19 protein-coding genes and 1 riboswitch are annotated in these 25,791 nt (G+C 73.4%); of the genes, 6 read left to right on the top strand and 13 right to left on the bottom strand.

The window, feature by feature from the left end; genetic code table 11:
* Window positions 1–29: 29 nt before the first annotated feature.
* Window positions 30–224, bottom strand: coding sequence for a hypothetical protein (locus rosag_RS15690; protein ID WP_284351095.1), 195 nt, complete (start codon window positions 222–224; stop codon window positions 30–32).
* Window positions 225–332: 108 nt separating this feature from the next.
* On the opposite strand from rosag_RS15690, the gene rosag_RS15685 reads away from it, so the two are divergent.
* Entirely contained in the window at window positions 333–677 is a 345-nt protein-coding gene (locus rosag_RS15685; protein ID WP_284351094.1) for a hypothetical protein, read from the top strand.
* Between the two features lie 55 nt (window positions 678–732).
* On the opposite strand, the gene rosag_RS15680 is transcribed toward rosag_RS15685, so the two are convergent.
* Complete coding sequence (locus tag rosag_RS15680) at window positions 733–1,434, bottom strand: energy transducer TonB (protein WP_284351093.1); 702 nt, start codon at window positions 1,432–1,434, stop codon at window positions 733–735.
* Window positions 1,435–1,640: 206 nt separating this feature from the next.
* On the opposite strand from rosag_RS15680, the gene rosag_RS15675 reads away from it, so the two are divergent.
* The gene (locus rosag_RS15675; protein ID WP_284351092.1) at window positions 1,641–2,477 is read left to right on the top strand and encodes an SDR family NAD(P)-dependent oxidoreductase; all 837 of its coding nucleotides are present in this window, start codon (window positions 1,641–1,643) and stop codon (window positions 2,475–2,477) included.
* 344 nt (window positions 2,478–2,821) lie between these two features.
* The gene (locus rosag_RS15670) at window positions 2,822–3,880 is read left to right on the top strand and encodes a S1C family serine protease (protein WP_284351091.1); all 1,059 of its coding nucleotides are present in this window, start codon (window positions 2,822–2,824) and stop codon (window positions 3,878–3,880) included.
* A gap of 346 nt (window positions 3,881–4,226) precedes the next feature.
* Here rosag_RS15670 and rosag_RS15665 read toward each other — a convergent pair whose 3' ends face one another.
* The 8 genes from rosag_RS15665 to rosag_RS15630 form a co-directional block, all read right to left on the bottom strand.
* The gene (locus tag rosag_RS15665) at window positions 4,227–5,501 is read right to left on the bottom strand and encodes a RagB/SusD family nutrient uptake outer membrane protein (protein ID WP_284351090.1); all 1,275 of its coding nucleotides are present in this window, start codon (window positions 5,499–5,501) and stop codon (window positions 4,227–4,229) included.
* A gap of 11 nt (window positions 5,502–5,512) precedes the next feature.
* A complete protein-coding gene (locus tag rosag_RS15660) occupies window positions 5,513–8,470 on the bottom strand; it encodes a TonB-dependent receptor plug domain-containing protein (protein ID WP_284351089.1) in 2,958 nt (985 codons plus the stop codon).
* Between the two features lie 144 nt (window positions 8,471–8,614).
* Entirely contained in the window at window positions 8,615–9,340 is a 726-nt protein-coding gene (locus rosag_RS15655; protein ID WP_284351088.1) for a class I SAM-dependent methyltransferase, read from the bottom strand.
* Complete coding sequence (panD, locus tag rosag_RS15650) at window positions 9,337–9,729, bottom strand: aspartate 1-decarboxylase (protein WP_284351087.1); 393 nt, start codon at window positions 9,727–9,729, stop codon at window positions 9,337–9,339. Before panD ends, rosag_RS15655 begins: the two co-directional genes overlap by 4 nt.
* 228 nt (window positions 9,730–9,957) lie before the next feature.
* On the bottom strand, window positions 9,958–11,205 hold the full coding sequence (locus tag rosag_RS15645; protein ID WP_284351086.1) for a trans-sulfuration enzyme family protein: 1,248 nt from the start codon (window positions 11,203–11,205) through the stop codon (window positions 9,958–9,960).
* Window positions 11,206–11,250: 45 nt separating this feature from the next.
* Window positions 11,251–11,326: riboswitch (SAM riboswitch) on the bottom strand.
* Window positions 11,327–11,447: 121 nt separating this feature from the next.
* Entirely contained in the window at window positions 11,448–12,503 is a 1,056-nt protein-coding gene (locus tag rosag_RS15640; RefSeq protein ID WP_284351085.1) for an LLM class flavin-dependent oxidoreductase, read from the bottom strand.
* The gene (locus tag rosag_RS15635; protein ID WP_284351084.1) at window positions 12,500–13,474 is read right to left on the bottom strand and encodes an ATP-grasp domain-containing protein; all 975 of its coding nucleotides are present in this window, start codon (window positions 13,472–13,474) and stop codon (window positions 12,500–12,502) included. The genes rosag_RS15640 and rosag_RS15635 overlap by 4 nt, the downstream gene beginning before the upstream one ends.
* 679 nt (window positions 13,475–14,153) lie before the next feature.
* On the bottom strand, window positions 14,154–16,775 hold the full coding sequence (locus rosag_RS15630) for a ShlB/FhaC/HecB family protein (RefSeq protein ID WP_284351083.1): 2,622 nt from the start codon (window positions 16,773–16,775) through the stop codon (window positions 14,154–14,156).
* Window positions 16,776–16,948: 173 nt separating this feature from the next.
* Here rosag_RS15630 and rosag_RS15625 point away from each other — a divergent pair, with 173 nt between their 5' ends.
* On the top strand, window positions 16,949–19,888 hold the full coding sequence (locus rosag_RS15625; RefSeq protein ID WP_284351082.1) for a S9 family peptidase: 2,940 nt from the start codon (window positions 16,949–16,951) through the stop codon (window positions 19,886–19,888).
* 18 nt (window positions 19,889–19,906) lie between these two features.
* Here rosag_RS15625 and rosag_RS15620 read toward each other — a convergent pair whose 3' ends face one another.
* The gene (locus rosag_RS15620) at window positions 19,907–20,536 is read right to left on the bottom strand and encodes an HdeD family acid-resistance protein (RefSeq protein WP_284351081.1); all 630 of its coding nucleotides are present in this window, start codon (window positions 20,534–20,536) and stop codon (window positions 19,907–19,909) included.
* A gap of 55 nt (window positions 20,537–20,591) precedes the next feature.
* Here rosag_RS15620 and rosag_RS15615 point away from each other — a divergent pair, with 55 nt between their 5' ends.
* On the top strand, window positions 20,592–21,389 hold the full coding sequence (locus rosag_RS15615) for an SDR family NAD(P)-dependent oxidoreductase (RefSeq protein ID WP_284351080.1): 798 nt from the start codon (window positions 20,592–20,594) through the stop codon (window positions 21,387–21,389).
* 164 nt (window positions 21,390–21,553) lie between these two features.
* On the opposite strand, the gene rosag_RS15610 is transcribed toward rosag_RS15615, so the two are convergent.
* Both rosag_RS15610 and rosag_RS15605 read right to left on the bottom strand, forming a co-directional pair.
* Window positions 21,554–22,858: an LVIVD repeat-containing protein gene (locus rosag_RS15610; protein ID WP_284351079.1), complete on the bottom strand. Its 1,305-nt coding sequence runs from the start codon at window positions 22,856–22,858 to the stop codon at window positions 21,554–21,556.
* 29 nt (window positions 22,859–22,887) lie between these two features.
* Window positions 22,888–24,180, bottom strand: a complete 1,293-nt coding sequence (locus tag rosag_RS15605; protein ID WP_284351078.1) for a hypothetical protein — start codon at window positions 24,178–24,180, stop codon at window positions 22,888–22,890.
* A 348-nt stretch (window positions 24,181–24,528) separates the two neighbouring features.
* Between rosag_RS15605 and rosag_RS15600 the strand changes: the two genes are divergently transcribed.
* Window positions 24,529–25,359, top strand: coding sequence for a PEP-CTERM sorting domain-containing protein (locus rosag_RS15600; protein WP_284351077.1), 831 nt, complete (start codon window positions 24,529–24,531; stop codon window positions 25,357–25,359).
* The last annotated feature ends 432 nt before the right edge of the window (window positions 25,360–25,791 follow it).

The following is a 25,791-nucleotide window of genomic DNA, read 5'->3' as shown; positions in this document are numbered from 1 at the left end:
CCGCGTCGCCACCCACCGGCGCGCGGGGCCTAGGAGTGCCCGGCCGGCTCGCGCGGCGCGGCGTGCGGTGGATCGCCCGACGCGTCGGCCGGCTCGAGGTCCTGCAGCGTGAGCGCGCGGACCCCTTCGGGCGGCGTCGCGTCGGCGGGCAGCGCGCGGCGGTGGGCGAGCCCGATGTTGCGCGCGTTCGGGCGTGCGTCGTGTTGCTCCTTCGGCGTGGCCATGGCAGCTCCGATGGTCGGGGCCTCGCGACGGGCACGCGCCGTGCCGTGCTCGGGAGCGACCGTCGATCTCCAGCCCGCGCCTGCCACGCGCCAGCCACGCGCCGCGCCATGTCGATCCCGTCTGCCCCCACCTCGCGCGCGCAGCTGCTCGCGCGCGCCCGTCTCGAGGCCCGCATCGCGCGCGGGCGCCCCGCGTTCGTGCGACGCGCCCGGCTGCTGCCGCTCGGCGTGCCGCTCGCGGTGCTGGCGGCGGCCGGGGTGGCGCTGACCGTCGGCACGCAGCCGAAGCCGGTCTGGCGCCGCTACAGCCGGCGCGCGCGGCGCGAGGACCTGCAGCGCACGACCGCGCTCGCGCTGCTGGCGGCCGGCGGCGCGCTGGGCGCGACCTGGCTCGCCGCGCGGGCCGAGTGGGCGCGGCACGAGCGCCGGCACCGCGAGGACCACCAGTGGTGATCGACGCGCGGTGACCGGCGCCGCTCGAGCGTAGCCGCCCGCGGGCGGCGTGCCGTCAGCCCTTCTTCGGCTTGGCCGAGTCGCCCACCGCGACGGGCAGCTGCAGCTGGAAGCGGAACTCCTGCCGCACGAGCTGCCGCACGCGCTGGCCGCTCAGCTCCGCCGGCCGGAACTTCATCCCCGCCAGGCAGTCGCGCACCGCGCGCGTGAACAGCGGATGGGAAGACGTCACGACGCGGAAGGAGAGGGAGTCCGCCAGCCCGGTCGTGTCGACGATCCACTCGGCGATCACGGAGCCCTCGGTGTTCGACGCGCGCAGCACCTCGGGATAGCGCGGCCCGGCGCTCGACGGATCGCGCTCGACCTCGATGTCGAGCTCCGACGCGACGAACACCGGGCTGCCGTCGACCGGCGGCCCCTCCTCGGCCAGCTGGACGGGCGTGGCGCGCCCGCCGCCGTCACGGACCGCGGGCGCGAGGCCGCGCGGATCCATGGGCAGGCTCTTCGCGCCCGCGCCCTCGCCGGTCCCCTCCCCCGCCCACCGCAGGTCGGACGTCCCCTCGGCCGGCGGGGCCTTGGGGAGCAGCGGCAGGAAGAAGACGACCTCCTTCGTCTCCCCGAACGGTCCGGTGCCGTCCGACGAGGGCGCGGTGGCGACGAGCGACACCACGAGCGTGGCGTGGGCCGCCGCGCTCCAGAGCGTGGGGGCGGCCAGCCACAACCGGTGCCGCCCCGATTCGATGAGATGCAGACCCACCGGGCCCTCCTTGAGTCCCGATGCCGCTACCGTACCATGCGTCCCACGGGCGCACAATGGTGCAGTGACCCCGTGCAGGCGCCCATGTTTCGCGCCCGTCGGCGACCCGCCGATTCCGAGCTTCCCGCGCCTGCCCCGCCGTGTCGCAGCAGCCCGACGCTACCGTAGACCTCACGACCCGGGCCGCGGACACCGCCGCCGCGACCGTGCCCTCGCGCGTTGACGGAAACCTGACCGGTCGGACCGCGCTCGTCACCGGCGCGGGCCGTGGCCTGGGCCGGGCGATGGCGACCCACCTCGCGCGCGCCGGCGCCCGCGTCGCGCTGGTCGCGCGGTCGCACGCGGAGATCGAGGCCGTGGCCGCCGCCCTCCAGGGGGACGGCGCGACGGCGGTCGCCATTCCCGCCGACGTCACGGATGCCGACGCCGTCGAGCGCGCCGTCGAGGCGGCCGAGTCGGCGCTCGGGCCGCTCGACCTGCTGGTGAACAACGCGGGCGACGGCGCGGTGCCCGGCCCGATCTGGGAGGCCGATCCCGAGCGCTGGTGGCGCGTCTTCGAGGTGAACCTCCTCGGCGCCTTTCTGGGCACGCGGGCCGCGCTGCGGCGCATGGTGCCGCGCGGGCACGGCCGCATCGTGAACGTGTCCAGCCGCGCCGGGAACGTGGCGGTGCCGTTCGCGTCGGCGTACTCGACCAGCAAGGGGGCGCTCACGCGCTTCACCGAGATCGCCGCGGCCGAGGCGCGTCCGCACGGCGTGCAGCTGTTCGCGCTGGAGCCGGGCACGGTGCGCACGGCGATGACGGAGACGCTGCTGGAGTCGGAGGCGGGGCGCACCTGGCTCCCCTGGTACCGTCAGACGTTCGACGCCGGGCAGGACGCGTCCCCCGACGAGGCGGCCGCGCTGGTGGTGCGCCTCGCCCGCGGCGACGCCGACGCGCTGTCGGGCCGCTTCATCAGCCGCGCCGACGACCTCGACGCGCTGGTCGCGGAGGCGGAGGCGGTCGTCGGTGGCGAGAAGCTGGTGCTGCGACTGAACCGCTAGCGGCGTGCTGCGTGCTCCGCGAGGGCGCCGTGCCCTCGGCGTCCGTTCTCGCATCCGGCCTGCACGAACTACTCGGGAGGATACGGATCGAACGGATGAGAAGGATCAGACGGATCTCCTCCGCACCGGCGCACGGGACGTCGCCGCCACGCGGAGCGATCCGAAGGATCCGTTCAGATCCGGAGCATCCGTATCCTCCCCAACAGGCACCATCTCCGCGGCGCGACGACGCGTCCGGAGGCCCTCACGCAGCACGCAGCACGCAGCCCGTCCAGAGCCGCCCGCGCATGCTTCCTGCCCGCCTGCCAGGCAGGAGAACCGCGTGACGAACGGAGGATGAAAGTATGCGTGGGATCGTCGGAGGGCTCGCGCTCGCCGTGGCGCTGGGCGTGGGAATCGGCATCGGCGTGACCGGCGGGGACCGGCTCGCGAGCGCGTGGCGCGGCCCGGACACGACGGCGCGCGCCGCGGCGCTGCAGCTCGGTGGTGCAGCGGCCGCCGCCACGCAGCCGGTGATGGAGTCGGAGCGCACGATCATCCGCGTCGCCGAGCAGGCGTCGCCGGGCGTCGTGATGGTCGAGCGCCCGGGCGGCTCGGGGTCGGGCGTCGTCATCCGCCGCGACGGCATCGTGCTCACCAACGCGCACGTCGTCGGCGAGGCGCGCAGCGTCACCATCACGCTCGCCGACGGCCGCCGCCTCACGGGCCAGGTGCTCGGCCGCGACCCGACGGTGGACGTCGCGGTGGTGCGCATTCCCGCGAACGACGCGCCGGTGGTGCCCGTGGGCGACTCCGACCGGCTGGTGCCCGGCCAGATCGCGGTCGCCATCGGCAACCCGCTCGGCTACGAGCGCTCGGTGACCACGGGCATCGTGTCGGCGCTCAACCGCTCGATCCGCGGCGCGACGCTCGAGGCGCTCATCCAGACCGACGCCGCCATCAACCCGGGCAACTCGGGCGGGCCGCTGCTCGACTCGCAGGGGCGCGTGATCGGCATCAACACCGCGATCATCCCCAGTGCGACGGGGCTCGGCTTCGCGATCCCGATCAACCTCGCGCGCAACATCGCCGAGCAGCTCATCGCGACCGGCCGCGTGCGCCGCGCGGTGCTCGGCGTGGTGCCGGTGGACGTCACGCCGCCGCTCGCGCAGCAGCTCGGCCTTCCCGTGCGCGAAGGGGTGCTGATCTACCAGATGGACGAGGACACGGACGCGTTCCGCGTGGGCCTGCGCCCGGGCGACATCATCACGCGCATCAACGACACCGCCATCGAGCAGAGCGGCGACATGCGGCGCGTGCTGCGCGCGGTCGGCCCGGGCGGCACCGTGCGCGTGCAGGTGATCCGCCGCACCGGCGGGCGGCAGACGTACACGGTGCGGCTGGGGGAGCAGATCATTCAGTGAGGCTGCGGACTGCGGGCTGCGGATCCTGAGCCCGGGACGCTCCGGCGCGCCAGACCCAAGCGGCAACTGCAGCTAGGGATGAAAGTCCGAGAAGATCTGATAACGACGGATGGCTCCGGTGGAGTGCGACCGATCTCGCACCCACTCGGAGCCATCCGTCGTTATCAGATTTGTTCAGATCTTCATCCTTGCCAACGCCGTTCGTCGTTCAGGAACCGGTGCGCCGCTGCATGCCACGCGTCACGCACCATGGATCCCTCGCTGCGCTCGGGATGACCCCTGAAGGGAGCACCAACGGGTCACGGGTTCGAGATCCGCAGTCCGCAGCCCGCAGTCCGCGGCGCCGTCAGGGATTCGCCGGCGTGTTCGGGTTCGACGCCCGCTCCTGCTCCGGATAGGGCAGCCACGCCACGCGCGCGTCCGCCGTGCGGCCGAAGCGGCGCAGGTCCGCCCACGCGAGCCCGCTGAGGAAGAGCGACAGCCGGCGCTGCCGCAGGATCTCGTCGAGCACCGCCTGCTGCGTCGCGAGGTCCCCGGCCGTGCGCGCCGCGAGGCCGGCCGCGGTGCGCACGCGGTTCAGCTCCGTGATCGCCTGCGGCAGCCGCCCCTGCCGCGCGTGCGCCTCCGCGCGGATCAGCGACAGCTCGTCCTGCGTGAACAGCGGGTACGCGTCGGCCGACGTGCGGTAGATCAGCACCCCCAGCGTGCGCGTGCCGCCGAGCGAGTCGATCGGCGTGGCGCCGAAGAGGCGCGTGACGCGCGCGTCGCCCGCCTCCGCGCCCGTGCGCAGCGTCTGCACCGCGCCGAAGTAGCGGTTCGACGTGATGGCGCCCCAGATGGGGTTCGCGTCCACCGTCGAGTAGCGGTACTCCGAGGTCGCCGTCGCCGGCACCTCGTTGGCGAACGTCAGCGCCTGCTCGTACTGCCCCGCCGCCAGCGCCCAGCGCGCCTGGAACGCGCGGATCGTGTTCGGCAGGTCGATCCCCGGCATCAGGATCGTGCTCGTGAACTCCGTCGACGGCGCCTGCGCGGCGAGGTCCGCGCGCGCGCTCGCCAGCAGCTCCAGCACGCGCGCCAGCGTCGCGGTGCGGTCCGCGAACGTCGGCGTCTCCTGCGACGGCTCGAGGATCACCTGCTGCCACGCCTCGGCGAGTGTACCGAGGCTCGCCGCCTTCAGCGTCTTGGCCAGCGCGGTCATGCCCGACTCCGTGCCCGGCGTCAGCGCGACCTGCGCCAGCCCGGCGAGCACGTCGTCGGCCGCGCGGATGGTGGCGTACTGCCGCGACCAGAAGGCTAGCAGGTCGAGGTTCGTGGACTCGATGCGCGGCGTGTTGAGCGCCGCGTTGGGGAAGCGCTGGAACTCGCGGTGCTGCGACTGCGAGTTGGTGAGCGTCCCCAGCTCGCCGGCCACCAGGCCGGGCACCCACACCGCGTGCTCGAGCGCGTTGCCGTAGCGGCCCTGCATCCCGACGGCGATCGCGCGCACGCCGGCGGGCGTCGTGACGGCCACCTGCTCGGGCGCCGCGTTGGGATTCGTGACGTCGAGCGCGCAGCCGGCGAGCAGGAGCGCCAGCGCGGCCGCGGCGAGAGATCTGATGTGCGTCCTGATGTGCGTCGTCATGGCGGGGCGCCTCAGAAGTTCACCGTGACGGCGGCCGTCACGTTGCGCGGGATGGGCGTGGTGGCGAAGGCGAAGCCGCGCACGAGCGTGCTCTGCGCGCCGGCGTTCGTCTCCGGGTCCCACCCGGTGTAGTCGGTCCACGTCTTCAGGTTGCGGCCGGCCAGCGTCAGCGTCGCGCCCTGCGCGCTGCGCGCGCCCACGCGGCGCAGCAGCCCCGCGCCCAGCGTGTAGCTCACCGACAGCTCGCGCAGCTTCACGAAGTCGCCCTTCTCGACGTACTCCTCGAAGATGCCGCGCCGCGCCGCGAAGTAGCCGCGCGGCACCTCGCCCGTCAGCTCGCGCGCGTACTCGGCGCCCGAGCCGAACGCGGGCGTCTCCAGCAGGCGGCGGTCGAAGTTGAACACGTCCACGCCGCGCACGCCGTCCAGCTGCGCGCGGAACGTGAGGCGCTTCCCGACCGTGAAGTCGTTGGCGAGCGAGAAGAACGCCTTCGGGTTCGGGTTGCCGATCACCTGGCGCGGCCCGATCGCCGGGATGCCGACGATGCGGCCGCTCGCGTCCTCGATCGGCCGGCCCGCCGCGTCGAGGATCTGCCCCTCGGCGTTGCGCACGTACGTCGTGCCGAAGAAGTGGCCCGGCGCGCTCCCGTCGCCAGGCTCGGTCGCGACGCGGATGATGTTGAAGCTGCCCGGGATGAAGAACGCGCCGCCGGTCGACAGCCGCGTCACCTCCGGATCGCTCGTCGTCAGCGTCAGGCTCGTGTTCCAGCCGAGGCGCGGCCCGTCGAGGTTCACCGTGCGCACGAGCAGCTCCAGACCGCGGTTCCGCAGCTCGCCGACGTTCGCGAGCTGGTCCTGGAAGCCGGTGGACGGACGCACCGCGCGCGGCAGGATCAGGTCCGACGTCGTCTTGTCGAACCACGTCGCCTCGACGCCCAGGCGGCCGCGCAGCAGCTCCACGTCGGCGCCGAGCTCCAGCTCCTGCTGCCGCTCCGGCTTCAGCCCCTCGTTGCCGAGCGTCGTGCTGTTGGCGATGCCGGACACGGTGCCGGCGGGCTCGAAGACGTAGTTGGAGAAGCGCGCGAAGCTCTCGGCCGGCTGGCCGCCCGAGTAGCCGAAGGCGGCGCGCAGGCGCAGGCGGCTCACCGCGCTGCCCGCGAGGTCCTTCCACCACTGCGTCCCCGACACGTCGAACGACGCGCCGAGCTTGGGGAAGTACTGCGTGCGCTCGTCGGCGCCGAACGCGCTGGAGGCGTCGGAGCGCAGCGCGGCGGTCACGAACAGCAGCTCGCTCACGCCCACCTGCGCCTGCCCGTAGAAGCCGAGCGTGCGGCGGTCGTCGCGGGCCTGCGTGGCGAACTGCCGGCTCCCCTGCAGCGTCCCGGTGGACGGCACCAGGTCCTCGGCGCGGCTCACGAGCACGTCGAAGCGCTGCTGCTGCCAGTTCATGCCCACGCTCGGCGTCACCTGCAGCCACGTCGCGGGGCGCGCGCGCCAGCTCACGTCGAGGTCGGAGTTCAGCAGCCGCGCGCGGTTGTTCGCGTCGGTGGCGACGCCCGTCGGGAACGCGATCGCGGTGGTGCCGCGCGGGATGAAGATCGACGCGTTCTCGGTGTAGGCGTCGTAGCCGAAGCGGTAGTCCACCGTGACGTCGCTGCGCGGCGTCGCCTGCAGCTGCAGCCCGCCCACGTAGCGGTTCACCGCCTGCGGCGCCTTCCAGTTGGCGATCACGTCCAGCGGGTTCGCCGCCGACTGGCCGAGCGGGTACTGACCGGTGACCGCGTCGGGATAGAGGTTCCGGTCGTTGCTCATGAACAGGAAGTTCGTGAGCACGCCGTACTGCGCGACGATGCCGCCGTTGGGCGTGAGGTCCGAGTTGCTCGTGATGTAGCTCGTGCTCGTGTTGAGCTTGAGCCAGGGGTTGAGCTGCCGGTCGAGGTTCAGGCGCACGTTCTGGCGCCGGTAGTCGGTGGCGCGGATGACGCCCTGCTGGTCCTGCAGCGAGCCGGCGAGGTAGAACTGCGTGCGGTCGTCGCCGCCCGAGAGGTTGAGCGAGGTGTTGTACGAGCGCGCGGTGCGGAAGATGTCGTTCTGGTAGTCGTAGCGCGTCACCGGCTGGCCGGCGAGGTTCACCGGCGCCCGGTTCACGTCGACGAAGTGCTCGACCTCGTCGGTGCCGTACGTCTGGCGGAACGTCGTGCGCAGCGCGCCGGAGCGCCCGCGCTTGGTGAAGATCTGCACCACGCCGTCGTTGGCGCGCGAGCCGTAGAGCGCGGCCGCGGCGGCGCCCTTCACGATCTCGACGCGCTCGATGTCGTTCGGGTCGAGGTCCGCGAGGCGGTTCGTCGTGTAGCCGCCGAGGTCCACGAGCTGCCGCGACGAGTTGTCGACGATCACGCCGTCGACGATGTAGAGCGGCTCCGCGCTGCGGCTGATGGTCGAGAGGCCGCGGATGCGCACGCTCGTGCCGCCGCCGGGCGTGCCCGAGTTCTGCTGCACGAGCGCGCCGGCGACCTTGCCCGAGAGCGCGACGTCGAGCTGCGGCGTGGCCGCGCTGGCCAGCTGCTCGCCCTGCACGGTGGCGAGCGTCGCGCCGAGCTGCGCGCGCTCGGTCTCGGTGCGCGTGCCGGTGGTGACGATCTGCGACAGCTGCAGCACGTCGCGCACGAGGGCGAAGTCCTGCGTCGCGGTGCCGGACGTCTGCGCGATGGTGGCGCGGCCGGGGCGATAGCCGACGTAGCGGACGAGGAGCGCGGTCGGCCCGCGCGGGTCGCGCACGACCAGGCGATAGGAGCCGTCGTCGCCGGCGAGCACGCCGATGGCGGTGCCGGGCACGCCCACCTGGGCGCCGGCGACGGGACGGCCACCATCGTCGGTGACGCGGCCGGTGATGGTGAGCTGCGCGCGAGCGGCCGCGGGGACGGCGAGCGCCACCAGCGCAGCCACCCGGAGCTCCGGGCGGAGAGACATGGGTCGACGGGGAGAGAGGACGGACGACCGACGCGCGTCCGCGCAGCTGGACGCAGAGGCATGCGCACGCGGATGCGCCGAACGTGCGGACCTCCCCGCGCGCGCGCCAGTCACACGGACCGTGCGCGAACGCCTTCCGAACGGTCAGTCGCGGCCGGCCGCCAGCACGAGCGACAACGGCCGGCGCGTCTCGGGGTGCAGCGGCTCGTGCACGCGCTCCAGCCGCAGGCCGGCATCGCGCAGCGCGTCGAGCCAGCCGGCCATCGTGCGGAAGTACCACGGCATCGTGCTCGGGAACGGCACGGCGAACGCGGCGAACGTCTCCTCGCGCCATCCGGGCTCGTATGGACCGTCGCCGGCCGCGACCCACGGATGCACGGTCTGCACGACGACGCGCCCGCCGGGCGCGAGCCGCGCCGCGCACGCGGCCAGCGCCGGCGCTACGGGATCGCCGAGCAGGGCGAAGTTGACCGCGATCACGTCGAACGGGCCCCGCGCGAGCGCCAGGTCGGCGGCCATCGCCTCGTAGCTCGCGACCGCGTAGGCGGGCGCCGGTGCATCGGCCGGCGGCTGCGCGGCACGCGCCCGTTCGATCAGCGGCGCGCTCGCGTCCACGCCGAGCACCCGTGCGCCCTTCGCCGCGAGCGCGCGCGCCAGCCACCCCTCGCCGCAGCCGACGTCGAGCACCGCGGCGCCGGCGAGCGTGGGCACGGCCGCGGCGCACGCGGCGACGATGGCCGCATCGGTCCCCGCGCGGCGACTGGCGATCGCGCCCTCCCGCACCGCGCTCGTCCACGCGTCGGCGTTGGCCTCCCAGCTCTCGGCCAGCCGCGCGTGGCGGGCGTCGTCCGACGCGTCGGGCGTGGTCACGCCTCGTGCCGCCCCTCTTCCAGCTCCTTCCCGTCGTGCGGTGCGCATCGACGGTTCTTCGCGTCGACGAAGACGATCTTCGGCGCGAAGTCCTTCAGCTCGTGGTCCTCGTACTCGCCGTAGCTGATGACGATCACGAGGTCGCCCGGCATGCCGAGCCGCGCGGCCGCGCCGTTGAGCTGGATCGTGCCGCTGCCGCGCTCACCCTCGATGACGTACGTCTCCAGCCGCGCGCCGGTGTTGACGTTGACGACCTGCACCTTCTCGAAGGCGAGCATGTCGGCGGCGTCCATGAGGTCGCGGTCGACGGTGAGGCTGCCCTCGTAGTGCAGGTCCGCGCCGGTGAGGGTGGCGCGGTGGATCTTGGACTTGCAGAGGGTGCGGCGCATGACACGTGGGGCTGGTGTTTCCCCCAAAGGTAAACCGCCCACCCTCGCGCCAGGGCCACTGGCCCATTGGAGAGGATACGGATGCTTCGGATCAGAGCGGATGCTCTGGACCGCTCCACGCCGGCGCAGGGAGCGTCGTGCTCCACGGAGCGATCCGCATGATCCGTTCAGATCCGGAGCATCCGAATCCCCCACAAGCCAGAGGGGCTCGGCGCGACGACGCTCGGCTCAGGCGCCGACTTCGATCCGCGCCTCGACCCGCGACTCCCGAAGCGCCGGCGCGGCCGAGGCGGCGAGCGCCTGCTCGATGTCGGCGATGACGTCGTCCACGTGCTCCAGCCCGACCGAGATGCGCACCAGCCCCGGCACGATGCTCAGCGCCTGCCGCTCCGCCTCGCTCAGCTTCGAGTGCGTCGTCGACGTGGGGTGCGTGACGATCGTGCGCGTGTCGCCGAGGTTGGGGCTGTGCGTGAGCAGCTGCAGCGCGTCCAGGAAGCGGCGCGCGCGCTCCAGCCCACCCTGCACCACCAGCACCACGATTCCGCCGCCCGCGGACATCTGCCGGCGCGCCAGGTCGTGCTGCGGATGGCTGGGCAGGAACGGGTAGCGCACCGACTCCAGCTCGGCGTGCCCGTCGAAGTGCGTCGCCAGCGCGAGCGCGTTCGCGCAGTGCCGCTCCATGCGCAGCGCCAGCGTCTCGACGCTCTTCGACAGCACCCACGCGTTGAACGGCGCGAGCGCGGGCCCCGTGTGCCGCGCGAACCAGCGCAGCTCCGCGATCAGCCGCGCCGAGCCCACCGCGACGCCGCCGAGCGTGCGCCCCTGCCCGTCGATGAACTTCGTGGCCGAGTGGACGACGAGGTCCGCGCCGAAGCGCACCGGCTGCTGGAGGATCGGCGTCGTGAAGCAGTTGTCGACGACGAACGTCAGCCCGCGCGCGCGACAGAAGCCGCCGAGCCACTCGAGGTCCACGAGGTCGAGCCCCGGGTTCGACGGCGTCTCGACGAACACCAGCTTCGTCGTCGGCGTGACGGCGGCCTCCCACGCCTCGGCCGGCGCGGCGGGATCGACGTAGGTCGCCGTGATGCCCCAGCGCGGCAGGAGCTGTGTCAGCAGCTGGTGCGTGGAGCCGAACAGCGCGCGCGACGCGATCACGTGGTCGCCGGCGCGCAGCAGCGCGGCCAGCGACGCGAACACCGCCGCCATCCCGCTGGCGAACGCGAGGCCGTCCTCCGCGCCCTCGAGCTGCGCGATCTTGCGCACGAACTCGTCGGTGTTCGGGTTCGAGTACCGGGAGTAGATGTTGCCCGGGATCTCGTCCATGAACAGCGCGCGCGCCTGCTCGGCGCTGTCGAACGTGAAGCTCGACGTCAGGAAGAGCGGCACCGAGTGCTCGCGCTCGGGCGTGCGCGGGGCCTGCGTGCGGATGGCGAGCGTCTCGGGGTGCAGCAGACGCTTCGGGGCGCCGTCGGACATGGATTCCTCGCAAACAGGAGCGCCCGGCGGGCACGCAGATACACGTGGCCGCCGGGCGCTCGCGTTTTAGCTCGTTGTTTAGCGTGGCGGCAATAGGCGGCAAATCACCACGACTTCGGTTGTGCTCGGACTCTCGCCGGGATGGCTCCTCGCGTCAAGAGCTGCGGACTGCGGGCTGCGGATTTGAACGACGGGGCGTCCCGAGGTCCGATCCGCAGGCCGCAGTCCGCAGCCCTTTTGGTTCAGGCGGCCGCCCGCACGTCGGAGCCCACGAGCGGCATCACCTCCGCCGCGAACCGCTCCATCTCCTCCAGCTGCGGGCTGCTCTGCAGCAGCAGCAGGTCCACGCCCACCGCCTGGTAGGCGCGCACGCGGTCGGCCACCTGCTCCGCCGTGCCCACGAAGCCCGCGCGCAGGCCGCGGTTGGAGACCGAGTAGTCCTGCAGCGCCAGCGGGCGCTCCAGCTGCGTGTTCGTCGTCCAGTCGCCGAAGTTGGCGAAGCCCGGCGAGTCGGGGCGCACGGTCGTGATGCGCGCCAGCTCGCGCTTCGCCTCGGTCTCGGTGCCGCGCACGATCGCGTACGCCGCCATCCCGAACTTGAGCGGCGGCAGGCCGAGCGCCTCGCGGCGCGCGCGGAGGTCGGCCACGCGCGCGGCGATGACGTCCACCGGATCGCCGTGCATCACGTACGCGTCGCACTTGGCCGCGATGAGCGACTTCGCCGCCTCGCTCTCGCCGCCCGCGTACAGCGTGGGCCGCGGGCGCCCAGGCAGCGCGAGCGGCTTGGGCGACAGCACGGTCTCCTCGGCGCGGTAGTACTTGCCGCCGTACGAGAAGCCGTTCTCGCGCCACGCGCCGTCGAGGACGTCCAGCCACTCGCTCGTGCGCGCGTAGCGGTCGTCGTGCTCGTCGAACTGCACGCCGTAGCGGCGCGCCTCGTCCTTCCACCAGCTGCTGACGACGTTCAGCGACAGGCGCCCGCCGCTGATCTGGTCCAGCGTCGCCGCCTGCTTGGCGAGGATCGCCGGCGGGTGGAAGGTCGGCCGCACCGCGACCATCAGCTCCAGCCGCTGCGTGACCGCGGCCAGCGCCGCGGCGGCGGTCCACGCCTCCAGCGAGTCGGCCTCGATCCCCTTGATGTCGTTGAGGAACAGCTCCGCGACCAGCGACAGGTCGTAGCCGAGCTGCTCGGAGCGCTGCGCGAGGCGCTTCACGTAGTCCCAGCTCGCCTGCATGCCCTCGTCCTCGACGTTGCGCAGCCAGCCGCCGAAGACGGGCATCCAGTAGCCGTACCTCATGCCGCGACCTCCGCCGGCTCGGCCGCGCCGGCCAGCCGCGCCTCGAGGTAGTCGACCAGCTTCACGAACGGATCGAAGCCGACGACGTTCACCGCGTCCGCCACGAAGTTCGACAGCGCGTTGATGTCGTACACGTACCACTGCCCGTCGCGGTCGTCGACCAGGAACTCGATCCCGCCGACGTCGAGGTTGGTCGCGCGCGAGATGCGCTCGATCGCCTCGATGATCTCGCGCGGCGGATCGGCGCGCTCGACGCGCAGGCCGTTCTTCGGCGCGTCCAGCGCGCAGGCGTTGCGCGACAGCTCCACGCCGTCGCCGGTCTGGCAGGCGTCGGCCGGGCAGAGGTTGAAGCCCGTGTCGGCCGGATAAACGTGGATCGCGTACAGGTACTCGCCGCCCAGCGTCTCGACGCGCGTGATGCGCCCGTCGCGCAGCGGCGCCTGCTCCTGCACCAGCGCCGTCCCGTCGACGCCCAGGTCCAGCAGCCCCGCGTCGGCGGCCGCCGCCAGCTCGGCCTCCGAGTTGAAGCCGACGATCCCCGCGCCGCTCCCGCCGACGTTCGCCTTCACGAGCACCGGGTAGCGCAGCCCGCGCGCGGCGGCGACGGCCTGGCTCGGGTGGTTGATGACGCGCGACTTCGGGAAGGGCACGCCGAGCTCCGTCATCAGGTCGAGCTGCGTCGCCTTCGACAGCTCCAGGCCGTACGCCTGGCTCCCGTTCACCACCGGGACGCCGAGGCGCTCCAGGTGCCGCAGCCAGTGCAGCGTGTGGAACGTCGTCTGCCGGGCCTCGCGCAGGTACGCCGACGGCGACGCGCGGTTGAACACGAGCGACCAGGGCACGCTCGTCTCGGACGGGTCGTAGCGGTGCGCGGCCGCGTCGATCCGCTCGAACGGGATGCCGCGGCGCTCCAGCTCCGCGAACAGCGGGCGGAACCAGTCGGGGTGCTCGTGGAAGATCGCGATGGTCATGGCCGTGGGGGCAGGAAACGAGAACCGCCCCGGTCCGTTGGCGGGACCGGGGCGGTGCGGAGATGGCGCCGGGAGCGTTCGCCCGATCAGCCGTCCGAGTGCACAAACGCGCCGTCCGCCCCATGGCCCATCATGGGCATGTGGTGCCAGTGGCACATGTGACACCGGTGGCTGGCGGGGCGCGGCATGACTCTCAGACTCGTCGATGACGGTCTAAAAGTCAAGCACTGAGATTGTACACGAGGCTCCCGAATGCGGCGCTTCCGAGCTCGGCCGGGACGTGAGAGCTGCGTGCCCTGTACTGCGTGAAAGGCCGCTCGGGACACGCCGGCGCTCTGCGGAGATGGTGCCGTTGGAGGGGGTGCGGATGCTCCGGATCGGAACGGATCGTTCGGATCGCTCCCTGTAGCGCACGGCGCGTCGCCGCGACGCGGAGCGATCCGCGGCATCCGTCTCATCCGAAGCATCCGTAGTCCCCGATTCGCCGACGCGTGCACCGCACGCCGGACCCGAACGGCAACGGCAGCAAGGATGAACGTCTGAGAAGATCTGATAACGACGGAGGGCTCCGCATCGGGCGACGTTCCTCGCCACCACGCGGTGCCATCCGTCGTTATCAGATCCTGTCCGATCTTATCCTTGCAAACGCAGTTCAGGGTCCGGCGCGCCCATGCGCGACTCAGAACCTCGCCTCCACCGCCAGGTCGAACCGCATCCGCTTCTGCGGCCAGAGGCCGCGCGAGAGGTCCGCGCGGATCAGCCCGTCCATGAACGAGATCCCCGCGCCGTAGCCGCTGAGCGGGCGGCCGGGGTGCCCGACGTCGCGCCGGTCGCCCGCCCAGCCCAGATCGAAGAAGACCACCGGGCGTGCGCTCGTCGTGTTGAAGCCGAGCTCCGAGCGCGCCATCCAGAACGCGTTGCCGACGTAGCCCGCGCTGTCGGGGCGCGCGAACTGGCCGCGCACCGTCTGGTAGCCGCCCGCGTAGAACAGGCGCTGCGGCGTGGCGTCGCCCACGATGCCGCCCGCGGCGCCCGTCAGCGCCCCCGCGAACCGGCCGAAGCCGCGCGACAGCGTCGCGTCCAGCAGCGCGCGGCCGTAGCCCGCGGCCAGCCCGTCGACCACGCTGTCGGCGCCGCTGCGGTCCACCCACGCGGCCTCGCTGCGCCCGCGCACGAAGAAGCGCCACCCCGACGGATCGCTGCCCCAGGTGCGGTTCGACTCCGCGCCCGCGCCGACCACGTTCGCCTGCGCCGCCGCGATGTTCTCGATGTAGTCCGCGCCCGTGATCGACTGCTTCAGCTCGCGCGCCGCGCCGCGCTGGCGCTCCGCGAACAGGCGCCAGCTCACCGGGCTGCCGCCCAGCAGCTGGGCGCGCGTGCCGCCCAGCTCCGCGCCGAAGGTGCGGTAGTAGAAGCCCTCGTCGCGGCCGTAGAGCAGCCCCGCCAGCGACGCGCCGAACGACAGCGGCGAGCCCCAGTCGTCGTTGGCCACGCCCAGCCGGTGGAAGATCGTGCCGCGCAGCGCCTTCGCGCCGCTGCTCCGCTCCAGCGTCAGCTCCGCGTTCGGCACTAGGTCCGAGATGCCGAGCCGCGCCTGCGCGGTGGCCGTGTAGCCCATGCCCAGCACGCTCTTCGCCTCGGCGCCCACCGACAGGCCCTCGACGCGGTTGTAGCGGATCAGGTCCACACCCGAGCGCAGCGTGGGGCGCTGCGGCGACCACCCCGCCTGCAGCCCGAAGTCGTCGAGCGCCGCCAGCAGCGCGTCGCGCTCGGTCGCGCCGAAGATCGCCTCGCCCGGCTCGTAGATGGAGCCCGGCAGCTCGGTGGACGTCGCCAGCTTCGTCGGATCGCACGGCAGGCGCACCGCCATGCGCACCGCGCCGTCGTGGCGCGTGCGCGTCCCCGCGAAGTACGTGCTGTCCTTCTCGCACTCCTCGCGGCGGCGCGTGATCTGGCGCCCGGCCGCCTCGCTGCGCCCGGCGCGCCGCAGCAGCTGGCGGGCGCGCGTCGTGTCGCCGGCGGCCGTCGCCTTCGCCGCCTCCTCGCGCAGGCTGTCGGCGCGGAACGCGTAGCGCCGCGCGGCCGAGTCCTCGCGCTGGCGCCGCGCGGCGGCCGACGTGTCGCGCCGCGCGCGCGTGTAGTCGTTGTCGCCGACGTTCACCATCACGTTCATCCCCGACGACGACGAGTCGCCCGCCATCAGGCCGAGCTCCTCGGGCGTGGGGATGCGCGGGATGGGGCGGTCGCCGTTCACCGCGTCGTACTTGTACGTCTCCTCGAACTTCACGGGCATGCGCACGAAGCCCGCCTGCCCCTCCCCCTCGGCGACGTTCAGCTTGGGCAGCCAGAAGCGGCCCTCGTAGAGGCCGTACTCCACCGTGATCGCCGTGATGTTGGCGCGCATCGGGGTGATCAGGCCCTTCACGAGCGCCGGCACCTCGTCGTCGTCGCCGTCGCGCTTGTTCTCCTCGTCCGCCACCTTCCAGATGTCCATCTCGGCGGCCATGCGGTAGGCGGCGCGCACCAGGCTCCCGCGCTCGGTGTCGAACCAGAACGAGCCGTTGAACGCGCGCCACTCGGGACGCCGCGCCGTGATGCGCAGCTCGCGCAGCGCGATGCGCCGCCCGTCGGGGAGCCGGATGCTCACCGAGTCGCCGGTGGCGTAGCGGTAGTAGGCCTCCGCGCCCGTCGCGAGCGGGTGCAGCATGTCGCGCTCGTTGACCTCCGCGCGCGCGACGCCCATGTCGCCCGACGGGAACCAGAGCGTCTCGCGTCCCGGGAAGTACGGGATCGGCGCCATGTCCTCCGGGTCGATGTCGATGTCCGCGTCCTTGATGGCGGGCATCACCGAGCGGCTGGCCAGCGGCTCCACCCAGATCCCGTTGCCGCGCGACCAGCGCACGCGCGACGCGCTCTCGGTGCGCATGAACAGCCGCTCGCGCCCGATGCGCCGGATGCCGACGCCCAGCGAGAGCCGCTGGTAGGTCTTGGCGTCGTAGGCGCGGAGCGCGGAGTCCTGCGTCAGGCGGGCGACGCGCGCGCGCTCCAGCAGCGTGCGGGCGGTGGCGTCGGCGAAGGCGGTGCGCTCCATCTCCGGCGTCACCGTCTGCCGGATCACCTCGCGCTGCCGGCGCTCGCGCCGCGCCTGCATCGAGTCGCGCATCAGCTCGCGGAGGCTGTCGCGGACGACCTGGCGGTCGGGGCGGGACGGGGAGGCCGCGGGCGGGTTGGCCGGCGCGGCAGGAGGCTGCGCGACCGCGAGGCCGGGCAGCAGGAGGACCAGCGGGAGGATTCGGCGCATCGCGGGGGGAGTGGCGGGGGCGAGCGGGCATCCGTACGGCCCCGGAAAGCGAGCGGTTTCCGCACAGCGCCAACCCTCGCGCGCCCGTTGTCCGGGGGCGCGCGCCGGCCTATCGTAGCGCGCCCTGCCGGCGTCCCGCCGGTCCGGCCCCTGGCCCCTCGCCGTCGTTCCCCATGACGTCCCGACTCCCCCGCCTGGCCGCCCTGCCGCTGCTGGCGGCGCTGCCCGGCACCGCGCTGGTCGCGCAGACCAACGCCGGTGCGGCCCCCGCGCCCGCCGCGACGCCCGCCGCCGCGACCACCGTGCCCGCGGCGCGCCGCGACTTCGCCCCGCCCGACCTCAAGGGGTGGAAGACGGTCCGCAGCGCCCAGCTGTCCAACGACGGCCGCTGGTTCGCCTACCAGTACGCCCCCAACGAGGGCGACGCCGAGGTCGTGCTGCGGTCGATGGCCGACGGCAAGGAGACGCGGATCCCCATCGGCGAGGCGCCGGCGCAGCAGGGCTTCGCGCCAGGCGCCCCGGCGCCGGTGCAGTTCAGCGGCGACGGCCAGTGGCTGGCCGTGACCGTCTATCCCAAGCAGGCCGACGCGCGCCGCCTGCGCCGCGAGCGCAAGCCCGCGCAGAACAGGCTCGTGCTCGTGCGCACCGCGACCGGCGAGACGCGCGAGTTCGACAAGATCCGCCGCGCGCAGTTCGCGGGCGACCGCCCGACGCACGTCGTGCTGCAGGCGTATCCAGCGGACGCGGCTCCGACGCCGCCCGCCCCCGCGCCGACCGGCCCGGGCGCGCCCGCGGCGCCCGCGCGCGTCGAGGCGAGCGACCTGCTCGTGCATCGCCTCGGCACGCACGACGTGCTGACCGTCGGCAGCGTCGGCGAGTTCGCGATCGACGACGACGGCCGCTGGCTCGCGTACACCGTCGAGCGCCGCGACCTGCAGGGCAACGGCGTGCAGCTGCACGACCTGACCAACGGCGCGGTGCGCGTGCTCGACAGCGAGAAGGCGCTCTACCGCCGGCTGGCGTGGAGCGACACGCTCCCGCAGCTCGCCGTGCTGCGCGGCACCGTCGACAGCGCCGCCAGCGACACCGCCTACGCGGTCCTCGGCTTCCGCGGCTTCGGGGCGGCCGGGCCCAAGGCGACGGTGATGGCGCTCGCCGGCCGCGCCGACGCGCCGGCCGGGATGCGCGTCTCGCCCGACCGCACGCCGCGATGGACCGTGCAGGGCGACGGGCTGCTGTTCGGGCTGCGCGAGAAGAAGGCCGCGCCGCCCAAGGAGGAGCCGGACGACGAGAAGCCCAACCTGATGATCTGGCACTGGAAGGAGGCGCGCCTCCAGTCGCAGCAGCAGGTGCAGGAGCAGGCGGACCGGACGTTCAGCTACCTGGCCGCGTACTGGCCGGGCACGAACAGGGTCGTGACGCTCTCCGACTCGACGATGCGCCAGGTCGCGATGCTCCCCACCGACCGGTGGGCGCTCGGCACCGACGGCCGCGCGGACGAGCGCCGCGGGCTGCTGGAGGGGCTGCCGCGCTCCGACCAGTACGTCGTCGATCCGCGCACGGGCGAGCGCCGCCTCGCGATGAAGGCGCTGCGCCAGGGCCCCGTGCTCCCGTCGCCCGACGGGCGTCGCGTGCTCTTCTTCGACGACGGCCACTTCCACACGCTGGACGTCGCGACGCTGGCGAAGCGCAACCTCACCGCGGGCGCGTCGGTCGCGTTCTGGGACACGGAGGACGACCACAACGTCGACAAGCCGGCGACCTTCCCGGTGGGCTGGGCGAAGGACGGCAGCGCGGTGCTGCTGTCGGACAACTGGGACATCTGGAAGGTGCCCGCCGCGGGCGGCGCGCCGGTGAACCTCACGCGCGACGGGCGCACGCGCGGCCTGCGCTACCAGCAGCGCGTCGTGATCGATCCGCGCGAGCCGGGCATCGACCTCGCGAAGCCGCTGTTCGTGCGCCTGTTCGGCGAGCGCACCAAGCAGGGCGGGCTGGCGCGCGTGGACGCGCAGCGCGGCGGCGCGACGACGCTCGTGCTGGACGACGCGGCGTTCAACCCGCGCCGCGCGCGCGACGCCGACGTCTGGATCACCTCGCGCAGCACGTTCGCCGAGTATCCGGACTGGTGGAAGATGGAGCACGGGAAGCCGACGACGCGCCTCACGTCGGGCGGCGGGCAGCTCGCGCAGTTCAAGTGGTCGGCGGGCACGCGCCTCGTGAGCTACGTGACCGAGAAGGGCGACTCGCTGCAGGGCGTGCTGTACCTGCCCGCGGATTACCAGGAAGGGCAGAAGTACCCGACGATCACGTACATCTACGAGCGGCTGACGCAGGGGCGCCACCAGTTCTCGCACCCGAACGAGGTGAACGGCGTCTCGATCCACCCGGGCCTGATGACGAGCCGCGGCTACGCGGTGTTCATGCCCGACATCACCTACAAGGTGAACGATCCCGGCATGAGCGCGGTGTGGAGCGTGGTGCCCGCCGTGAAGGCGGCGATCGCCACCGGCATCGTCGACTCGGCGCGCGTCGGCCTGCAGGGGCACAGCTGGGGCGGATACCAGACGGCGTTCCTGGTCACGCAGACGAACATCTTCAAGGCGGCGATCGCGGGCGCACCGCTCACCGACATGGTGAGCATGTACAGCTCCGTGTACTGGAACAGCGGCCTCGCGAACCAGCCGATCTTCCAGTCGAGCCAGGGCCGCTTCACGGGCAACTACCTCCAGAACATGGAGGCGTACGCGCGCAACTCGCCCAACCGCTTCGCCGACAGGGTGCAGACGCCGCTCGTCATCCTGCACAACGACAAGGACGGCGCGGTGGACTTCAACCAGGGCATCACGTACTACAACACGCTCAAGCAGCTCGGGAAGGAGGCGATCCTGCTCGAGTACCCGGGTGAGAACCACGGCCTCGTGCAGCGTGGCAACCTGAAGGACTACCAGACGCGCATGGTCGAGTGGTTCGACGTGAAGCTGAAGGGCGCGCCGGCGCCGGACTGGATCGAGCGCGGCGTGCCGCGGCTGCAGATGGACGACCACCTGCGCAGCCGCAAGCCGAAGCCCGAGCCGAAGAAGGAGGAGCCGAAGCGGATCGCGACCGCCGGCTGACGCCGGCCGGAAGCCTCGCTACGACGCGCGCGCCCCGCGTGCTTCCTCGTGAAGCGCGCGGGGCGCGCGTGCGTCGCCCACCTGCGCCGTCGCGAGGCCGGCCAGCCGCCGCGCGCGCAGCCGCAGCGCCAGCACCAGCAGCAGCGCGCCCGACACGAGCGCGTGCACGCCGATCCACCACACGATCGCGACGACACCCAGCAGCTCGGCCAACCCGAGGAAGAGGCCGATCGCGAGCGACGCCAGGCCGGCGGCGCCGAGCCACCAGGCCTCCGGAAGCCGCGTGCGCAGCCGCAGCGCGGCGATGACCGCGAAGACGCCGGTGACGAGCGCCCAGCAGGCGAGCAGCACGACGACCACGAACACGGTCGGGTCGGGCCAGAGCGCGACGACGAGCCCCATCGCCAGCCCGGCCAGCCCCTGCAGCAGGAGCGCCTCGCGGCGCGGGGTCGCGCGGCGGTCGCGCACGCCCGGGCGCAGCGCGGCGATGGTGGCCAGCAGGCCGTCGGCGAAGGCGAAGGCGGCGAAGCCCGCCACCAGCGCGTCGAGCGTCAGCCCTGGGAACAGGAGGGCGAACGCGCCGAAGAGGATGGCGGCGCCGCCACGTGCGGCCAGCGCCCACCAGTTGCGAACCAGGAATTCCGCCATGCCGGCCCGATGGGCAGGTTTCCGGCCACCCGTTCCCTGCCCCTGACCCTGCTGCATGCCCGCCACAGCCGCCTCCCGCCCGCTGGCCGTCGTCACCGGCCCCACCGCCGGCATCGGCCGCGAGTTCGCCGAGCGGCTGGCCGCGCGGGGACACGACCTGCTGCTGGTGTCGCGCGACGCCGCCCGTCTGCACGAGGTGGCCGACGCCCTGGCGGCCGCCCACGGCGTGAGGGCCGAGGTGGCCGCGCACGACCTGACCGACCCCGCGGAGGTGGAGGCGCTGGCCGCCGCGCTGGCGGCCCGTCCGCGCGTGGACGTGCTGGTCAACAACGCCGGCTTCGGGACGCTGGGCACGCTCGCCCGCACGGACCCGGCGCGGCAGGCGGCGATGATCCAGCTCCACTGCGCGACGCCGCTGCGGCTGGCGCAGGCGGTGCTCCCCGGCATGACGGCGCGGGCCGCGGGGCTGATCGTCAACGTCTGCTCGGTGGCGGCCTTCCTCACCGGCCCGGGCAACGCGACCTACTCGGGGACGAAGGCCTTCCTCCGCCTCGCCACCGACGGCCTGTCGGCCGAGCTGCAGGGGACGGGCGTGCGCGTGCAGGCGCTCTGCCCGGGCTTCACGCGCACGGAGTTCCACGACCGCATGGGCTTCGCGCCGACGAACATCCCGCGCCCGCTCTGGATGTCGGTGGCGGCGGTGGTGGACGCGTCGCTGCGCGCGGCGGACCGCGGTGGACCGGTGACGGTGATTCCCGGGCTGCGCTACAAGGTGCTGGTGGCGGGGTGGCGGTTGCTGCCGCTGCGGATCGCGTCGTTTCTCACGCGCCAGGGACCGAGGGTAAGAGCGTGAAGCGGAGGACGATAAGGCGGAGAACGGTGAAGCGGAGGACGGAAGGGCGTGAAACGGAGAAGCGGACCCTTCGAGCTTGACGCTTCAAGCCTGAGGGGTCCGCCTCATCGTTTCACGCTTCATCGTCTTCCGCCCGTCCGTCCTCCGCCGTTCCGTCCTCCGCCTTACCGCGTGAGCGGACGGAGCTTGAAGAGTCCACCCATCATGTCCGACGCCCACAGCGCGTCGCTCGTCAGCTCCACGCCCCACACGAACGGCGGCGCCTCCTGTCCCGTGCGCGGCTCGCGCGTGCGCGGCGAGCCGGCGAGCGCGACGCCGATCTCGCGGCCCATCTTCACGAGGTCGCAGCGGCCGTCCGTGGTCTTCTCGGCCGCGGTGCAGGTCCCGAGGTCGCCGCGAACGTCGATTGCGCGCACGCCGCCGTCGTAGTACGCCGCGTACAGGATGCCGCGCGCCTCGTCGGCGACGAAGTTGTGTGTGCCCGAGTTCGTCACGCGGTAGACGGCCACCTCGCGCCAGCTGGACGGGTTCGCGAGGTCGTTGATGTCGACGATGTGCACGTCGCCCGCCGACGAGTTGCCGATCGTCGAGCCGGTCGTGAGCTCCTCGCCGACCGCGAGGAAGCGCTTGCGGCCGTCCGTGTGCAGCCACCAGACGTTGTGCACCGACGCGCCCTGCCCGCTCATGCTCGGGCGCGTGACGACGTTCCCCATGCGCACCGGCGCCGACACCGAGCCGCCGCGCGCGCCGCCGCCGATGTCCCACACCACCACGCCCTCGTCCCAGTTGGCGGTGAACAACAGCCCGTCGCGCACGAACGTGTCGTGCACGAACGGCTGCCCCATCGTCTGCGACCAGACCTCCGTGGGCGCGGACGGGTTGCTCAGGTCGACGATCGTGAGGCGGGCCGGCGCGCCGGGCGCGGGGTCGATCGCCGCGAACGCGTACAGCTTGCCGTTCACGCGCGACACCTGCGCCGTGTGCACGCCGTTCGCCAGGTTCGGCGTCTTGTAGCGCGTGATGAAGCGCGGATGCGCGGGATCGGCCAGGCTGTAGAGCACGAGCGAGCCCTCCGGCCGCGGCTCCGTGGCCACCACCAGCAGCGACCCGTCGTCGCTCACCTGCACGTCGCCGGTCGTCCCCACGCCGTCGATGATCAGGGTGTCCGTCAGCACGGGCACGTTGCCCGCGCCGTTCCAGACGTAGACCACGTTGCCCTTGGCATACCGCTGCCCCCACGACGACGTGTAGACCCACTGGCCGCGCGCGGTCACCTCGGCCGTCACGCGGTCGGTGACGACGCCCTGGCCGACCACCGCGATGGCGGCCGGCGTGCTGGTGCCGCCGTTGGAGCCGGTGCCGGGCGTCGGCGGCGGCTCCACGGTGCCGCTGCCGCCGTCGTCGCCGGAGCTGCAGGCGGCCAGCGTGGCGGTGAGCACGAGCGTGAGGAGGATCGTCGGGCGGCGCATGCGAATCGGGCGAAGGGTGGACGCCGCGCTCAGTGCGCGGCGGCGACGCCGTAGCGCCCCATGCGCCCGTGCGGCCGGCCGAGGCCGAGTCGCACGCCCGCGGCGAGCGTCCACTGCACGCGCGCGCGGTAGAAGAGCTGGGGCTGGAAGGCGGACGGACGGACGAGCGCGCGGGGCTCCGCGCGCGCGGCCTCGACGAACGGCGCGAGGCGGAGGCGTCCCGCGCGCGGCCGCACCGACGCCGCGAGCGTGAGGATCCGCCACTCGGTGATGCCCAGGACGTTCTGCTCGAAGTGCGGACGCACGGTGCGGAACGGATCGAGCAGCCGCTCCTCCTCGGGCCGTCCCGTGCGCTCGGCGCGCGCGGCCAGTGCCACCGGCGTGCCGAGCACGGGGCGCCACGCGGACGCCTCGGCCAGCACGCTCTGGTAGCGGAAGGCGCGCCGCGCGCCGCGCACCTCGTCGGTGCGCGCCCACTCCAGCAGCGCGTACCCTCCGGCCGCCGAATCCGTCACCGCGCCGTCGCTGGCCGCTCGGTCGGCGGTCGCCCAGCGCGCGGCCAGGCTCGACTTCCGCTGGTCGAGGCCCACGCCGGTCGGCTCCTCGGGCGACGGGACCCACGCGTGGCTGGCCGACAGCTCGAGCGCGCCCGGCCCGGCGCGCCGCGCGCGTCCCGCCAGCTCGAGCGGCAGCAGCGTCGCGCGCCCCGCCCACGCCTCGCCGAAGCGTCGGGCGCGCGGCCACGTCCACGGGCCGGCGGGCTCGTCGCCGCCGAAGGTCGCGCCCTCGAGCAGCGCGCCCGGCACGCGCACGCCCGCGATCGCGACGTAGCGCTCCAGCAGCTGCGCGAGGTGGTGGTTCACGGGGAAGAGCACGAACGGGCGCAGCATCGGGTCGTCGGTGCCGAACGGGACGAAGCCCTTCCCCGCCGCCAGCGACATGCGCACGGGGCCGAGGGGGCGGCCCTCGACGCTCGCCATCGCCTCGTGCACGAAGGTGTGCGGGTGCCGGCGGTCGACGAACCCCTCGCCGTAGCTGCCGGGCGTGAGCTGTCCGTCGCGGAGCGTGAGCGCCTCGAGGTTGAGCGTGCCGGTGAGCCGCAGCCGTCCGCCCCAGAGCGGCGCGTGGCCCATGACGACGGGCTGCGTGAGGTAGCCCTCGTCGATGGTGCGGCCCTCGACGCTGCGGAGTGCGCGCACGACGAGCGCGGTGACGTCGGCGCTGAGGCGGGCGCGCTCCGCGTCGTGACGCGCGGCCGGGTGCACGTGCGCGCCGTCCTGCGCGCCCGCGGCGGACGCGCTCAGCAGCAGCGCCGCCGTCATGGCGGCGGCGGCGCGGGGGACGCGAGGGCGTCGGCGGTCGGTCACGCCGCGCAAGCTGTCCGCGCGCGCGGGGGGCGACAATGAGTCAACCGTACCATGGCCTGACGTCGAGGGCCTCCTGTCCGACGGCAAAAGGGGGCATGCCTGCTGGCACGTTGCGTACCGCGCGCGGACGCCGGCTCCGATCCTCCGGCCGTGTGGCCGCGCGCGAGTGACCCGCAGCACGCCCGGCCGTGTGACTGGCGCATGGTTTGCGGTGTGCCGTCCGCTGCGTACACACCGCGGACGCTGCCCGTTCCGCGCGGTGCGATCGAGTGTGCGCGAGGTCATCATCGGGGGAGTCTTCGCATGCGAGCAGCTTCCGGCACTGCCGGCATCATCACCCTGGCGCTCACGATCGGCGTGACGGCGGCGGACGCGCAGTCCGTCGCGCGGTCGTCGGCGCACTCCGCGGCGCGGGGCGGCGACGCCGCGCCCAGCGCCGTCGCCGCCCCGGTGGCCAGCCGGCTGCCCGGCGCGCTCGCCGGCGAGTCGCCGCTGGCGAAGGTCGAGCTCGAGTACCTGCCGGCGCAGGCGGTCCAGGAGAGCGACGACGACGACGAGCGCGCGTTCTGGCCGACCCTGTTCGGCCTCCCGGGGTCGGAGGGCTCGGGCCACCGGGTGGGCGGGCTGGCCATCGCGCGCAGCGCGGGCTGGCGGAGCTACCTGCTGCCGGGGCTCGAGCTGCTGCAGCGCGCGCTCCCGAGCAGCGCCGCCGCACGGCTCCCGGGCGCGGCGCGGCTGCGCCTCGGCCTGCAGGGCGCGGACGACGACGTGTCGGAGTTCGAGGAGGCGATCGGCGCCAACGCGCGCCGCGACGCGGGCCAGTCGGGCGACGCGCACGGCCGCGGCGCCGAGATGCGCGCGCTGCACGCCAGTGCGCACGCGTCGTTCAACCGCGACGCGGGCTCGGGCCTGCCGGGCACGAACGTCCCGGGGCGCACCGAGAGCGCGGCGGACTTCGACTTCTCGCTCGGCGGCAACGTCGACCAGACCACGGCCGCGTCGCTGCCGGTGGCGCTGGCGGCGGTGGACGCCGCCGCGGCCGTCACGGTGACGCCGGAGCCCGCGAGCCTCGTGCTGCTCGGCACGGGCGTCGTGGCGTGGGGCGCGCTCGCTCGCCGGCGCCGCACGGACTGACCGGACGCACCGACCGCACGCACCGATCAGTCGCGCGCCCGTGCCCCAGCGGCACGGGCGCGTTGCGTTTGCGGGCTGCGATCCTGCTCCGCGCACCGTGCGACGTCGCACCGGACCCTTTGGCCCATTGGGGAGGATGCGGATGCTTCGGATCTGAACGGATCGTGCGGATCGCTCCTCGGAGTGCGACGTGCCATGCACCAGCGCGGAGCGATCCGAAGCATCCGCTCCATCCGGAGGATCCGTATCCTCACCAAGAGGCGCCAAGGTCCAGCAATCCGGACCCTGAAGAGCGAATGGCTTCGGACAGGATGACAGGGGCTCTGTTGAATCCTTCTCCGGCCGTAAAGCAGGAGCAGGTTGTGGGTGAGCACGCGGAGGAGCTGCTCCTGCGCTTGCGTGGTCGCCGCGCGGGCGGTGAGCGCGGAGCCG

This window comes from Roseisolibacter agri (assembly GCF_030159095.1).
In the GTDB taxonomy this organism is placed as follows: Bacteria; Gemmatimonadota; Gemmatimonadetes; order Gemmatimonadales; family Gemmatimonadaceae; genus Roseisolibacter; species Roseisolibacter agri.
This window is presented reverse-complemented; position numbering and strand designations above follow the sequence as displayed.